We start from the raw sequence: 14,396 nt of genomic DNA, 5'->3' as shown, positions 1-14,396 counted from the left end.
ACTCGATGAGCCGACGCGGCAACTGCCATGACAATGCGGTGGCCGAGAGCTTCTTCAATCTTCTGAAGCGAGAGCGGATACGGCGCAAAGTCTACCGTTCACGCGATGAAGCACGCCAGGACGTGTTCGACTACATCGAAATGTTCTACAACCCGAAACGCAAACACGTCAGGAACGGGATGCTGTCGCCCGTCGAGTTCGAGAAGCAGCAGAAAATCTAACCCGAGGGTGTCTACGAAACTCGGGGCTATTCAGAGGACCCTGCCGCTGCGGCTATAAAGCTGGTTCACAATATCGCTACACCCAACGCCAAACGGGCGATGCCAAAGCCCATTTTCGCTTTTTTGAGTTGTTACGCAGGAGCGTCGAATAACTCTTTGGCTTGGTAATACGACGGTATGAAATGTTGACATTCCTCCCGTTTAGCGTACACAGAAAAAAGCTCGAAAACGTATCCAGAAGTCCAATAAGCCTCTGTTTTCGCTTATAATCTAGGCTTGCGCCGATGTGCCCGATTCCTCCCTCCGGGCCCACCATTTTCCTCATATTCTAGACGAAATAGCGAGATTCCAGGCCAGCGGATCCCTATTTTATCGATCATCACCCTCTTCTGGATTTTTTGTTCCCTCCAACAAAAATCCGACCAGCCGGTTAGGCTGATCGGATCATCCAGATTGAGTTTTCGGCTATCGGGTCAGTTACAAACCCGCATACTCTCCGTATGCCAGCCGCCGTCATAAGAATTGGGAACGCGGCGGTCTTCGAACCAGCAGCGCGGCGGGGGCGGCGGCGGTGGTTCGTAGTAGCGGGGGCCGCCGTTGCCGTTGGCGATGGCGCCGCCGATCAAGCCGCCGATGACGCCTGCGGCGAGACCGCCGGCAATCGCTGCGCCATCATTGTGGCGGCGATGTTCGCGGTAGGGCGGCGGGGGTGGGCCGCCACGGTCATAACCCCGGTCGTAGCGCGGGCGATAGGGATAGTCCTGGGCGGCGGCGGTGCCATAGGATGCAAAAATGCTGCCGGTGGCCACCAACGCGGCAATAGTGGAAAGAATTATCTTTTTCATCGGGGCTACTCCATAAGCCTGCTTCGGGAGATAGAGGCTCATTATGCCCGGATGATGGCACGGGACGGGTGAACGGCCTGTGAATATTTCATTTTCAAGCGGTTCATATTTTCCTGATTTCAGACTGCGGGGATCGCGGAAGATGGACGCTTTCAGCAATAAAAAGCCCGGCGGTAGGCCGGGCTTCTTGTCGAAATCCTTCTGTCGCGATCAGAACTTCACACCGAGACCCACTTTAACGGTGTGCTGGTCGAAATCGGTGTTGATACCGAAGATGTCCTTGTCGCTATAGTCGTTGTATCGATATTCCAGCCTGCCGAACACGTTGTCGGTGAAGGCATAGTCCAGACCCGCGCCGACGGTATAGCCGTTGAACGTGGTGCTGTCCTTGCCGGCTCCAGGCGTTTCGATGAAGCCGCGTGTCGCGGTCCAGCCAGCGGTGGCATAGAGCAGGGCGTGGTCGAAGGCATAACCGACACGGCCGCGAACGGAACCCTGCCAGTCGGTGCCTATCTGCACGCCGGCATAGTCATTGTCGTTCCAGTTATAATCGACATCGCCTTCGATGCCGAGCACCAGATTATTGTCGAACTGGTAGTTGTAACCAACGAAGGCGCCGAGAATGCCGCCATCGAAATTATCCGAGGCGACCGGGCCGCCAGCCGAAAAATCGCCATTTGCCCAGCCCGCACCGCCTTGAATACCAAGATAGGGGCCAGACCAGGTGAAGACCGGCAGGGTTTCCTGCGCGACCGGAGGTGCAGGCGTTTCGTAGACGGCATCCGCGGCCATTGCGGTGCTGGCCGACAGGGCCAGGAGTGACGTTACGATCAGCGTTTTCATCGTTTTTCTCCCTGAGCTGACTGACATCCATAGCATAGATTAGCTGCTTTTAATATGGGGCCGGGTTCGGCGGTTCCAAGAGGCGCTCGTGTCCTCCAGGCGTTGCCGCCGTCTTGCCCCTGTTCGCGGCGTTTTATCGCCCCACCATGCTGTTCTGATGCTGCGAACGCCTTCAGCCGCGTTTGGTTCCCTTTGGTGTTTCGTCAAAGGTCCGGCACTTTGGTGGTTGGATGTCACGCTTGGTTGTCTTGACAGCGGGGGATGCGACCATAGAGTTGTGGCTGACTGCGGCGGGTCCGGTGCTTTGCGCCGCGCCAGAAGCGGCATAAGCTGCGGCTGAAAGTCCACCGCTGTGACCTCCCGGTGAGGGGGATCGTTGTGGGCGGAAAGGGCATGGGAGGATGAGTTCAGATGAGGCTTTATTTTAGCGGAGGAGGGACGACGTGATTGTCGGAGCCGTTCTCAGCGCCATTCTTCTCCTCACCCTCATAGCGTTTCCGCGGCATCTCAAATCCGTCGTCATCTGCCTGTTGCTGATCTGGGCGACTACCGCCGCTTTTGTGATTTATGACTGGCGGCGCGGCAGCCAGCGGCTCGACCATATCGTCGCGACCGCCGGCTTCGATGCGGCCTGCCCGGATGCGGCATTGCCGATCCGCGTCAGCTTCCGCAACGACAATAATGTCGCGGTGCAGCGGCTGACCTATACGCTCGAAGGGTTCGAACCGGCCTTCCGCGCCTCCGTCGCCTTCGATCCCTATCAGGTGAGCGAAAGACGGATCGAGGCCGGGGAGACGTTCGCGGCCTGCCGTTCCTTCCGGCTGCGCAACAATGAAAGGGTGGAGCCGCAGCGTCTGGAATGGCGCGTCACCGTCATTTCCGCAGAATTCGACTGAACGGTTCGACGGCTTCCGGCGATCACGGCATTTTGAGAATTTTCGCTCCGCTGAGCGGCCGCCGTAAAACCCTTGCATCACAGTTGCTTCGGGCGGAAAGGTCAACTTCCATCGTCCGCGCCGGAACGGGTCGGGATGGTCGCTGACTTGTTTTCGTCCATTTGCGATGCCACTTCCCCCTTCATTCGATTGATGTCGTGGGTTGATGTTTTGCGTATTGTTCTGAAGTTTCTGAAAATAACGGCCATTGGCCTTGTCGCCCTGCCGGTTCTGGCGGGTGCGCATATGGGCATCGGCCAGCTGACCGGAAACTTCCATGAAGTCATTCCCGGTGAACTCTATCGTTCGGCCCAGCCGAGCGGCAAAGACATCGCGGCCTATGCCAAGGCCTATGGCATCAAGACGATCATCAACCTGCGTGATGAAAAGCGTGAAGGCTGGTATGAAGCCGAAAGCCGCGCGGCGAAAAACAATGGCATCCGGCTTGTCGATTACCCGCTGAGTTCAAGCGAAAAGGTCTCGGTGGAGGATTCGGAAACGCTGGCCGCCGTGCTGCGCAATGCGGAAAAGCCTGTTCTCATCCATTGTGAACATGGCGCCAACCGCACCGGCCTTGCCTCAGCCATCTATGTGGCTGCCGTGGCTGGCAAGAGCGAGGCCGCAGCCGAGTTTCAGCTTTCGCCCTATTACGGGCATGTGCCGATCCCCGGCATCGGGCGCTATGAAATGTACCAGTCCTGGGATGATTTCGAGGAAACCATCGGGTTTTGAGGGTTGCTTTATGCGCGACGTCATCCTCGGCCCTGTGCCGGGGATCCGACCACTTTGCGTCCAATACATAGGCCGCAGATGCTCGGGACAAGCCCGAGCATGACGGCAGAGGGGCTATTGGCCGCAGCGCGCCTTAATAATCCCCGCCGCTTTCCTTGATCACCTTCGTCAGGCTGCCCGTCGCCGGGAAAAGCGGGATGAGGCAGGCCTGGAGCGCGTGGTAGATATCGCCCTTGCCTGGGAATAGCGTGTGGGCGGGAACCAGATCTTCCGTCAGTTCCTCATGCCAGCCGCCGTTGGCATGGTCGATGAAGTTGTTGGCGATGGTGCTCCAGATGCGGCGGTAGCTGTCTTCGTAGAAGCCATCCGCCGGCAGGTTCTCGTTGAGGAAATGGGCCGCACCCGCCGCCTCGGACATGGGCCACCAGAGCTTTGCCCGCTTGTCGGGATTGTCATTCCAGTCCAGCGTATAAAAGAATCCGCCCTTTTCCCGGTCCCAGCCCAGCGCCATGGACTGCACGAAGAGGGATTTGGCCGCGACAGGCATCCAGTCGTAGCGGCGTTCGCCCAGCACCCACAATTGCAGGATGAGACGCGCCCATTCCAGCCAGTGGCCGGGAGTGGAGCCCGAGGGGCGGAACATTTCGTTGCCGCGATACTCCTTGTCCAGCGTCCAGTTCTCGTCGAAATGCTCGGGCACGCGGAAATCCAGCTCGCCGGCGCGGCGACGGATGATGAGATCGGCGATGCGTTCGGCCTTGCTGAGGTAGTTATTGTCGCCGGTCACCTCATAGGCGGCCATCAGCGCTTCGGTCAGGTGCATATTGGAATTCTGGCCGCGATAATTGTCGATGGGCGACCAGTCGCGATTGAATTCTTCGGCGATCGCGCCGTGTTTTTCTTCCCAGAAGCGGGTTTCCAGCACTTCGGTAATATCCGCCAGCATCCGATCGGCCAGCGGGTGGCCAACGGTCTTGGCGGAAGAGGCGGCCAGAAGCACGAAGGCATGGCCATAACCCTGCTTGGTGGCGTCCACCGGGCCGGCATCGTTCACCTGCCAGAAATAACCGCCATGTTCGCCATCGCGGTGCTTGTTCCAGAGATAGGTCATGCCGTGATCGACGATATCGCCGCAGCCCGGGCGGCCAAGCAGGTGCCCGATGGAGAAGCAATGCACCATGCGCGCGGAGGCATGGATGCCGCGCACGGGATCGTTTGCCTGCAGTGGCGCGCCCTTGGCATCGAGATCGAAGAAACCGCCGGCGGGATTGAGGGCGCGATACTGGAAGAAGTCGAAAAGTCCCTCGGCCTGTTTCACCAGCCACTGGCGGTGCCAGGGCAGGGTATTCCAGTTGCGGCTGTTGTGATCGTCTTCGGGCATTGCGTCCTCCATGCGTTTGCTGCTTCGGCTTATATCCTTGCCGTATAAACCTGTCATCTGTCAGCGATATTTCGTAACGTGACGCAACGACGCAAAGCCATGTCTGTCCCTTGAAGATATATTGACATAAACATATCTTTATGTGACTTGACGACTTGCGATCTTGCAAATCGAAATGAGGAGTGTGCCCGTGTTTGACGATCTGTTTGGCCCTGAAGGGGCAAAGCGCGACGGCGCGGAAATTTTCAAGGCGCTGCGCGAAGCTGCCAGCGAACGCATCCTCATTCTCGACGGTGCCATGGGCACGCAGATCCAGGGTCTGGGTTTTGACGAAGACCATTTTCGCGGCGACCGTTTCATCGGCTGCGCCTGTCACCAGAAGGGCAATAACGACCTTCTGATCCTGACCCAGCCCGACGCCATCGAAGAAATTCACTACCGCTACGCCATGGCGGGTGCGGATATTCTCGAGACCAACACGTTTTCGTCCACACGCATCGCGCAGGCCGATTACGAGATGGAAAATGCGGTCTACGATCTCAACCGCGAAGGGGCGCAGATTGTCCGCCGCGCCGCCCAGCGCGCCGAGCGGGAAGACGGCCGCCGCCGTTTCGTGGCCGGCGCCATCGGCCCGACCAACCGCACGGCCTCGATTTCGCCTGACGTGAACAATCCCGGCTACCGCGCCGTCACCTTCGACGATCTGCGCATCGCCTATGGCGAGCAGATCGACGGCCTGATCGACGGCGGCGCCGATATCATCCTGATCGAGACGATTTTCGATACGCTGAACGCCAAGGCGGCGATATTCGCCTGCGAGGAGCGTTTCGAGGCCAAGGGCATCCGCCTGCCGGTCATGATCTCAGGCACGATTACCGATCTTTCAGGCCGCACGCTTTCCGGTCAGACGCCGTCGGCCTTCTGGAATTCGGTGCGCCACGCCAACCCTTTCACCATCGGCCTGAACTGCGCGCTCGGTGCGGATGCGATGCGTCCGCATCTGCAGGAACTGTCTGACGTCGCCGATACTTTCATCTGTGCTTACCCGAATGCCGGCCTGCCGAACGAATTCGGTCAGTATGACGAAACGCCTGAGATGATGGCGCGACAGGTGGAAGGCTTCGTGCGCGACGGTCTCGTCAACATCGTCGGCGGCTGCTGCGGTTCGACGCCCGAGCATATCCGGGCGATTGCCGAAGCGGTCAAGGATTACAAGCCGCGCCCGATTCCCGAGCACAAGCCCTTCATGTCGCTTTCCGGCCTTGAGCCCTTCGTGCTGACCAAGGACATTCCCTTCGTCAATGTCGGTGAACGCACCAACGTCACCGGCTCGGCCAAGTTCCGCAAGCTCATCACCGCTGGCGACTATACGGCGGCTCTCGCCGTTGCCCGTGACCAGGTGGAAAACGGTGCACAGATCATCGACATCAACATGGATGAAGGCCTGATCGATTCCGAAAAGGCGATGGTGGAGTTTTTGAACCTCATCGCCGCCGAGCCTGACATCGCCCGCGTGCCTGTCATGATCGACTCGTCGAAGTTCGAGATCATCGAAGCCGGCCTGAAATGCGTTCAGGGCAAGCCCATCGTCAACTCGATTTCGCTGAAGGAAGGCGAGGAGAAGTTTCTCCAGCAGGCGCGGCTCGTTCACAATTACGGTGCGGCGGTCGTCGTCATGGCCTTTGACGAGGTTGGGCAGGCCGACACCTATCAGCGCAAGGTGGAAATCTGCTCGCGCGCCTACAAGCTGCTGACCGAAAAGGCCGGCCTGTCACCGGAAGACATCATCTTCGATCCGAACGTTTTTGCGGTGGCGACGGGTATCGAAGAGCACAATAATTACGGCGTTGATTTCATCGAGGCCACCAAGACCATCCGCGAAACCATGCCGCTCACGCATATTTCCGGCGGTGTTTCCAACCTGTCCTTCTCCTTCCGCGGCAACGAGCCGGTGCGTGAGGCGATGCATGCCGTGTTCCTCTACCACGCCATTCAGGTCGGCATGGATATGGGCATCGTCAATGCCGGGCAGCTTGCGGTTTACGACAATATCGATGCGGAACTGCGCGAGGCCTGCGAGGACGTGGTGCTCAACCGCCGCGACGACGCGACGGAGCGTCTGCTCGAGGTGGCTGAGCGTTTCCGCGGCACAGGCGCCAAGGACACCAAGGTGCAGGACCTCTCCTGGCGCGAACTTCCCGTTGAGAAACGGCTGGAACATGCGCTGGTCAACGGCATCACCGATTTTATCGAGGCCGATACGGAAGAGGCGCGCCAGAAGGCGGAGCGCCCGCTGCACGTCATCGAAGGGCCGCTGATGGCCGGCATGAACGTGGTCGGCGACCTGTTCGGTTCGGGCAAGATGTTCCTGCCGCAGGTGGTGAAATCCGCCCGCGTGATGAAGCAGGCCGTTGCCGTGCTGCTTCCTTACATGGAAGAGGAAAAACGCCTCAATGGCGGGTCTGAGCGCAGTGCTGCCGGCAAGGTGCTGATGGCGACCGTGAAGGGCGACGTGCATGATATCGGCAAGAACATCGTCGGTGTCGTTCTCGCCTGCAACAATTACGAGATCATCGATCTTGGCGTCATGGTGCCGACGACGAAAATCCTTGAAACGGCAATTGCCGAAAAGGTTGACGTGATCGGCCTTTCGGGCCTCATCACGCCATCGCTGGACGAGATGGTGCATGTGGCGGCCGAAATGGAGCGGCAGGGCTTCGACATTCCGCTGCTCATCGGCGGCGCAACGACGAGCCGCGTGCATACGGCCGTGAAAATCCATCCGCGTTACGAGCAGGGTCAGGCGATCTACGTCACCGATGCTTCGCGCGCGGTCGGCGTCGTGTCGGCGCTTCTCTCCGCCGAGCAGAAGCCCGCTTATATCGATGGCATTCGCAGCGAATATGCCAAGGTGGCGGAGGCCCATGCTCGCAACGAGCGCGAAAAGCTGCGCCTGCCGCTTTCCCGTGCCCGGGAGAATGCGCACAAGATCGACTGGTCGAGCTACAGCGTCGTCAAGCCGCAGTTCTTCGGCACCAAGGTGTTCGAAACCTACGATCTTGAGGAGCTTTCCCGCTACATCGACTGGACGCCGTTCTTCCAGACCTGGGAGTTGAAGGGCCGTTTCCCGGCGATCCTCGACGATGAAAAGCAGGGTGAGGCGGCGCGGCAGCTTTATAGCGATGCGCAGGCCATGCTGAAGAAGATCATCGAGGAGAACTGGTTCCGGCCACGCGCGGTAATCGGGTTCTGGCCGGCAAATGCGGTGGGCGACGATATCAGGCTGTTCACGGATGAGAGCCGCAGGCAAGAGCTTGCGACTTTCTTCACGCTGCGCCAGCAGCTTTCCAAGCGCGACGGTCGTCCCAATGTGGCGCTGTCCGATTTCGTGGCGCCTGTCGATAGCGGTGTTGCCGATTATGTCGGTGGTTTCGTGGTGACGGCGGGTATCGAGGAAGTGGCGATTGCCGAGCGTTTCGAGCGGGCGAATGACGATTATTCGTCCATCCTCGTCAAGGCGCTGGCCGACCGCTTTGCGGAAGCCTTTGCCGAGCGCATGCACGAGCGCGTGCGCAAGGAATTCTGGGGTTATGCGCCGGACGAAGCGCTTGCTGGCGACGAGCTGATCGGCGAGGCCTATGCCGGTATCCGCCCTGCGCCCGGCTATCCGGCCCAGCCCGATCACACCGAAAAGAAGACGCTTTTCTCCCTGCTTGACGCCACCAATGCGGCGGGCGTGGAACTAACGGAGAGCTATGCCATGTGGCCCGGCTCTTCCGTCTCCGGCCTCTATATCGGCCATCCCGAAAGCTATTATTTCGGCGTCGCCAAGGTGGAGCGCGATCAGGTTCTCGATTATGCGCGCCGCAAGGATATGCCGGTGGAAGAGGTGGAGCGCTGGCTTGGGCCTGTTCTCAACTACGTGCCGACGAATGGTGCTGAGGAAATCGATAGCGCTGCGTGAGGTTTCAGGCGGTACAGGTCAAACAAAAAGCGCGGGCAGGGCCCGCGCTTTTTGCATTCATTGTGTCTTTTACGACCTTAACGCCGCCAGTTCCTCGATGCCGACATGGCTCTCCACCTCGCTGCCGCGCAGGTAAAGATAGAGTCCGATCGCAAAGGCGAGGACGGCGATGAACACCAGATACCAGGCATGGGCCATGGGGTTGACCGCAAGCGCCGTCGTCACGCCGATCGGCGTCAGCCCGCCAAAGACGGCATAGGAGACGTTGTAGGCGAAGGATAGGCCGGAGAAACGGACCGATGCCGGGAAGGCCCGGACCATGACATAGGGCACCGCACCCGCCATGCCGACAGAGAGGCCCATCACGCCATAAAGCACGAACATGGTCTGAAGCGAGGTGCCGGCGTAGCTGTAGAAGGTGAAGGTGGCGATGCCGAAAAAGATGCTCGCGCCCATGAAGAAGAGGCCGGAGCCGATACGGTCGATCAGCGCTCCGGCGATGATGACGCCGAAGATCAGGAACAGCGTGCCGAAGCTGGTGCCGGCGAGCGCCTGCGTCGGGGTATAGCCATAGAGCTTCTGCAGGAAGGTGGCGGTCATCAGCGTCGTGACGACGATGGCGGCCGACAGGACCCATGTCAGCAGGGCGGAGATGATCACGCCGCGCATATGGTGTTTCAGCACCAGCCCGAGCGGCAGCTTGTCCGTCAGCGATTTCGACTTCTTCATCTCCATGAAGATGGGCGTTTCTTCCAGCCAGCGGCGCAGATAAACGGCGATCAGGCCAAAAATCCCACCGAGCAGGAAGGGAATGCGCCAGGCGTAACCGGCCACGTCCTCGGGTGTGAAGAGCGAGTTGATGGCGAAGGCGATCAGCGAGCCCAGCATAATGCCGAAAGAGAGGCCGGATGTGAGGAAGCCGCAGGCAAGCCCGACGCGGCGGAACGGCACGTGTTCGGCAACGAAGGTCCAGGCCCCCGGCACTTCACCGCCGATGGCAGCACCCTGCAGCATGCGCAGGATGATGAGCAGGATGGGTGCTGCCACGCCGATCATGGCATAGGTCGGCATCAGCGCCATGCCCAGGGTCGAGAGCGCCATCAGCAGGATCGAGAAGGCAAAGACGCGCTTGCGGCCATAACGGTCGCCATAATGCGCGAGAACGATGCCGCCCAGCGGCCGCACCAGATAACCGGCGGCGAAGATGCCGAAGGTCTGGATCATCACCAGCCAGTCTGGCATTTCCGGCGGGAAAAACAGATGGCCGATGACGGTCGCGAAAAATACGAAAATGATGAAGTCGTAAAATTCGAGCGCACCGCCCAAGGCCGAAAGGCCGAGAGTTTTGTAATCCTGGCTGTTAAGTGGCCGGGCTGCCGCCGGTGTGGTGGTAGGAGACATGAAGCTGCTTCTTTTCTAAATTAAGTATTACTTATGGGAATGCGGCAAGCGCAGCGCGATTTCAAGCCTCATCGGTGTTCAATCGTTCAGGTATTTCGAAGGGCGGTCGAGGAAGCGGCGCAGGAAGCTGATGTTCTCCAGCTCGTCATAGAGGCGTTCGGTGACGCCATCCTCATCGAAATAATAAATCGTCGCCTCGGGAATGGCCAAGAGCACCGGTGAATGGGTGGCGATGATCAACTGGCCGCCACTATCGGCGGCGTGACGGATGAGGGACGCCAGTTCGAGCTGCTTTTGCGGCGAAAGCGGGCTTTCCGGTTCATCGAGAAAATAGAGGCCGGCGCCGTGGACGCGCCGGTGCAGAATGTCGAGGAACCCTTCGCCATGCGACCGCCGGTCTATGGCATTGTTCCTGATGATCCTGCGAAACGTCTCCGGAGTTTCCTCGGGAAAGTCTTCGCCTTTTTTCAGAGCCTTCTCCCGCTCCCATCGAAAATCGTCTAGCGCTTCCTCGTTCTGGCGGCGGACATAGCCGAGGACGTCTTCCGCGCGCAGGAACATGCGAATCTTCGGATATTTCTTGCGGGCGAAATAGAACGACTTCGCCACGGTCTCGGCATGCTGGAGATAGAGGTCGCCGGCCACCTGGCCGTGATTGCCGATGGCATAGGCCGTCATCCCGGCCGCCAGCCCTTCCAGCAGCGTCGATTTGCCGGAGCCGTTATTGCCGGCGAAAAAGGTGATCGGCGTCTTGAATTCGAGGCGCTCCAGCTGGCGCAGCGCCGGAACCGAGAAGGGGTAATCATTCCTCCCGTCCGCGCTTTCCTTCATGGTGACGCTGTCGAGAAACAGCATGTTGCAGTCCTTGCCAATATCCATCCCGTTCGGAGGTGTTGTGCTTCGGCGCGTCTTGGAGGCCCAAGGCGTGTGAGCGGGACTGGAGTTTAACGCGGTCCGCGGCCCGCGCCAATGGCGCCGGACTGTTCGGTATCAACTCGGCTTTGCTGGGCTGTATTTTTTAGTTTATTATAAAATAATAATTCGGAATATTTAATATATAATGATTTCGTATGTGCAATTAATCGCAGTAATTACTGTGTAATTAAAAGAATGACTCAAATATATACTTCGTATTAATACAGAGGTGTCAATCGTCATGCATTCTCGTTGCTGTTGTGGGGAATGGATGAATTACATTGCGCTCTTTTCTGCCGCGGCCCTTTTCTCCGCGATATTCGCGAGTGGGGCCGAGGCGCGGAAGGTTCGATTATTTGCCATACCCGGATTTGGCGGCGGCGAGACGATCGATCTCGTCTATGATCTGCCGAACACCGCAGCTTTCCTCCGGGACGGGAAGGCGCTCGATCTCGGTTATCTGAATGGTAGCACTAGCGGCTATGTTCTGTATCACGGCGACCGTTATACCAAGCTCAGCCATGCGGATATTGCGAGCCTGAAGGCGACGCTTGGTTTTGATCCAACGACCAAACACCGCATGGAACGCGCAGCCCGTGACGAGCAGAACAGCCGCTGGGGCTTGGTGATTTTCATTGCCGTGCTTGCGGTCGGCTTTTTGGTTTTCATCCACAAGGGGCTACAGATCATACGGTGGTTTGCGCGGTCACTGACGACACCAGCCGTCACTGACAATGGCTCGGCGGACGCCGTGTCCGATCCGCTGGAGATACGCAAGAAACAATTGATGAGCCGCCAATGGAGCGACAACCAGGGGAGTCCCGGCGCAAGTGTGCCGGCACCTTCCTCAGAGCAGGCGCCGTCCCGGGCTGGCGCTCCTGTCCGGGCTTTCGGGCGCAGGAACGCCTGAGCCTGACCCGGCTCCGTCCGCGAAACGTCACAGGACCGGGACTATTCGAACCGGTCTATGATGCTGATGCCGCTTTCCCTGAAGCTATCCATGGCGGGCAGGGCGGTTGCGGCCTCGGAAAGCGTGATGTGGCGGCCGATCAGCTTTTCCGGTGCAAGCTTTTCGCTTTCGATCATGGCCAGCATGTCCCCGTAACGCCACGCTTGCATGCCGTGGCTGCCGTAGATTTCCAGCTCATGGGCGATCACCCGGGCCATGGGAATGGCGGGCATGGCATGGTCGGCGAGCATGAGGCCTACCTGCACATGGCGTCCACGCCGGCGCAGGTTGCTGATGGAGTTGCAGCACGTCTGCGGGTGGCCAAGCGCATCGACCGAGACATGCGCACCGCCGCCTGTCACCTCGCGCACGGCTTCGGCAACATCGGCAACCGTGCGGCTGTTGATTGTCGCGGTCGCGCCGAGCTGCCGGGCCATCTCAAGCTTGTCTTCGGCGATGTCGATGGCGACGACCTGCGCGCCAAGACCAGCGCCGATCATGATGGCGGAGAGGCCGACCCCGCCGCAGCCATGAACCGCCAGCCATTCGCCGCCCTTCAGGCGTCCCTGATCGGTCACGGCACGGAACGAGGTGGCGAAACGGCAGCCGAGGCCGGCGGCGGTGGCGTAGCTCATCGATTGAGGCAGGTGCACGAGGTTCTGGTCGGCATAATCGATCGCGACATATTCGGCGAAGGAACCCCAATGGGTGAAGCCGGGCTGGAACTGCGCTTCGCAGACCTGCTGGTTGCCGGAACGGCATTCATGGCAATGGCCGCAGCCGGAGACGAATGGAACGGTAACGCGGTCACCGGTCTTGAAGCGGGTGACGTGTCTGCCGACCGCGGCGATGACGCCGGCAAATTCGTGGCCGGGAACGTGCGGCAGGCGAATATCCGGGTCATGCCCCATCCAGCCGTGCCAGTCGCTCCGGCACAGGCCCGTCGCTTTCACCGCGATGACGACGCCGCCATCGGTCGGTTCCGGATCGGGCAGGGATGCGACTACCGGGGTTTCGCCGAATCGTTCGTAATAAAGCGCGCGCATCATGGCCTCACATCGTTGGTATGCAGGTTCGAAGTGATACCTGCTCTACCATTTCCAGCAAGGGGGCGGAGCGGTTTTGCATCCGGAAAGGTGGTTCAGTCCTTGATGACCATCAGGTCGCCGGCCGCGAATTTCAGCGTCACCGGCTCACCGACGGCGGGGGGCGCTGTGCCGGGATCGTTGAACATGTCGAAAGACAGGGTCGAGCCGCCAAGATCGAGGCGGGTGCGGATGACGGAGCCGAGGAACTGGCTGGAGGTGACCGTGCCGGAAATGGCGACATCGCCTTTCGCATCGCTGCCGAGCGAGCCCGCTTCCGGTCGCAGGGCGAGAGTAATTTTTTCGCCGTTCGCCGCATTGACCGGCTTGTGGAGGGTGATCTGCTGCTCTCCGACACGGATGGTGTTGGAGGAGGAATCCACGATGGTCGCGTCGATGAGGTTGAGCGTACCGACGAAGGAGGCGACGAAGCGGGTCGCGGGCTTGTTGTAAATATCGAAGGGCGAGCCGATCTGGTCGGCGCGGCCGCCATTCATGACAACGATCCGGTCGGAAATCGACAGGGCCTCTTCCTGATCGTGGGTCACGAAAATGGTGGTGATGCCGAGTTTCTGCTGGATCTGGCGGATTTCCTCCCGCAGCGAGACGCGGATCTTGGCGTCGAGCGCCGAAAGCGGCTCGTCGAGCAGAAGGACTTCCGGCTTCGGGGCCAGAGCGCGGGCAAGCGCCACGCGCTGCTGCTGGCCGCCCGACATCTGATAGGGATAGCGGTCCGCAAGATGTTCCAGATGGATAAGCTGGAGCATTTCCTTCACGCGCGCATCGATCTCGGCTTTCGGCTTGCCGGCGACTTTGAGCCCGAAGGCGACGTTCTCGTAGACATTCATGTTCGGGAACAGCGCATAGGCCTGAAACACCATGCCGATATTGCGCTGGTTTGGTCTCAGCGTCGTCTGGTCCTTGCCATTGATGACGATCGATCCGCCAGTCGGGATTTCAAAGCCGGCGATCATGCGCAGCACGGTGGTTTTGCCGCAGCCCGATGGTCCAAGAAAGGAGACGAACTCGCCCTTTTCGATGGCCATGTTGAAATCATGCACGACCTGCACGGAGCCGAAGGATTTCTTGATATTGCTAAGTGTCAAAAAGCTCATGAAAATCTTG

At 59.4% G+C, this 14,396-nt stretch carries 12 protein-coding genes; 5 read left to right on the top strand and 7 right to left on the bottom strand.

The window, feature by feature from the left end:
* Positions 1 to 221 (top strand): IS3 family transposase (locus tag CFB10_RS21020; RefSeq protein ID WP_141097741.1); only part of this gene is annotated, 221 nt, incomplete at its 5' end.
* A gap of 473 nt (positions 222 to 694) precedes the next feature.
* On the opposite strand, the gene CFB10_RS21015 is transcribed toward CFB10_RS21020, so the two are convergent.
* Positions 695 to 1,066 carry a hypothetical protein gene (locus CFB10_RS21015; protein WP_004430631.1) on the bottom strand — a complete coding sequence of 124 codons (372 nt, stop codon included), beginning with the start codon at positions 1,064 to 1,066 and terminating at the stop codon, positions 695 to 697.
* Positions 1,067 to 1,276: 210 nt separating this feature from the next.
* Positions 1,277 to 1,909 (bottom strand): outer membrane protein, encoded by a 633-nt coding sequence (locus tag CFB10_RS21010; protein ID WP_020009243.1) that lies wholly within the window; start codon positions 1,907 to 1,909, stop codon positions 1,277 to 1,279.
* Between the two features lie 443 nt (positions 1,910 to 2,352).
* Between CFB10_RS21010 and CFB10_RS21005 the strand changes: the two genes are divergently transcribed.
* Together CFB10_RS21005 and CFB10_RS21000 are read left to right on the top strand one after the other, a co-directional pair.
* Positions 2,353 to 2,805 (top strand): hypothetical protein, encoded by a 453-nt coding sequence (locus CFB10_RS21005; protein WP_020009244.1) that lies wholly within the window; start codon positions 2,353 to 2,355, stop codon positions 2,803 to 2,805.
* A gap of 210 nt (positions 2,806 to 3,015) precedes the next feature.
* Positions 3,016 to 3,576, top strand: a complete 561-nt coding sequence (locus CFB10_RS21000; protein ID WP_026363412.1) for a dual specificity protein phosphatase family protein — start codon at positions 3,016 to 3,018, stop codon at positions 3,574 to 3,576.
* A 133-nt stretch (positions 3,577 to 3,709) separates the two neighbouring features.
* Here CFB10_RS21000 and CFB10_RS20995 read toward each other — a convergent pair whose 3' ends face one another.
* Positions 3,710 to 4,969: an AGE family epimerase/isomerase gene (locus tag CFB10_RS20995; protein ID WP_026363413.1), complete on the bottom strand. Its 1,260-nt coding sequence runs from the start codon at positions 4,967 to 4,969 to the stop codon at positions 3,710 to 3,712.
* A gap of 178 nt (positions 4,970 to 5,147) precedes the next feature.
* On the opposite strand from CFB10_RS20995, the gene metH reads away from it, so the two are divergent.
* A complete protein-coding gene (gene metH, locus CFB10_RS20990; RefSeq protein ID WP_020009247.1) occupies positions 5,148 to 8,921 on the top strand; it encodes a methionine synthase in 3,774 nt (1,257 codons plus the stop codon).
* A gap of 69 nt (positions 8,922 to 8,990) precedes the next feature.
* Here the strand turns inward: metH and CFB10_RS20985 are convergent, their stop codons facing one another.
* Complete coding sequence (locus tag CFB10_RS20985) at positions 8,991 to 10,322, bottom strand: MFS transporter (RefSeq protein WP_026363414.1); 1,332 nt, start codon at positions 10,320 to 10,322, stop codon at positions 8,991 to 8,993.
* A gap of 78 nt (positions 10,323 to 10,400) precedes the next feature.
* Positions 10,401 to 11,177: an AAA family ATPase gene (locus CFB10_RS20980; RefSeq protein WP_020009249.1), complete on the bottom strand. Its 777-nt coding sequence runs from the start codon at positions 11,175 to 11,177 to the stop codon at positions 10,401 to 10,403.
* A gap of 331 nt (positions 11,178 to 11,508) precedes the next feature.
* Between CFB10_RS20980 and CFB10_RS20975 the strand changes: the two genes are divergently transcribed.
* Complete coding sequence (locus CFB10_RS20975; protein ID WP_020009250.1) at positions 11,509 to 12,147, top strand: hypothetical protein; 639 nt, start codon at positions 11,509 to 11,511, stop codon at positions 12,145 to 12,147.
* 41 nt (positions 12,148 to 12,188) lie between these two features.
* Here the strand turns inward: CFB10_RS20975 and CFB10_RS20970 are convergent, their stop codons facing one another.
* Together CFB10_RS20970 and CFB10_RS20965 are read right to left on the bottom strand one after the other, a co-directional pair.
* A complete protein-coding gene (locus CFB10_RS20970; protein ID WP_026363415.1) occupies positions 12,189 to 13,232 on the bottom strand; it encodes a zinc-dependent alcohol dehydrogenase family protein in 1,044 nt (347 codons plus the stop codon).
* 95 nt (positions 13,233 to 13,327) lie between these two features.
* The gene (locus CFB10_RS20965; RefSeq protein WP_020009252.1) at positions 13,328 to 14,386 is read right to left on the bottom strand and encodes an ABC transporter ATP-binding protein; all 1,059 of its coding nucleotides are present in this window, start codon (positions 14,384 to 14,386) and stop codon (positions 13,328 to 13,330) included.
* Between the last annotated feature and the right edge of the window lie 10 nt (positions 14,387 to 14,396).

Source organism: Agrobacterium sp. 719_389, from assembly GCF_900188475.1.
Taxonomy (GTDB): Bacteria; Pseudomonadota; Alphaproteobacteria; order Rhizobiales; family Rhizobiaceae; genus Agrobacterium; species Agrobacterium radiobacter.
The sequence above is the reverse complement of the archived record's forward strand: the minus strand, read 5'-3'. Positions and strand labels throughout refer to the sequence as shown.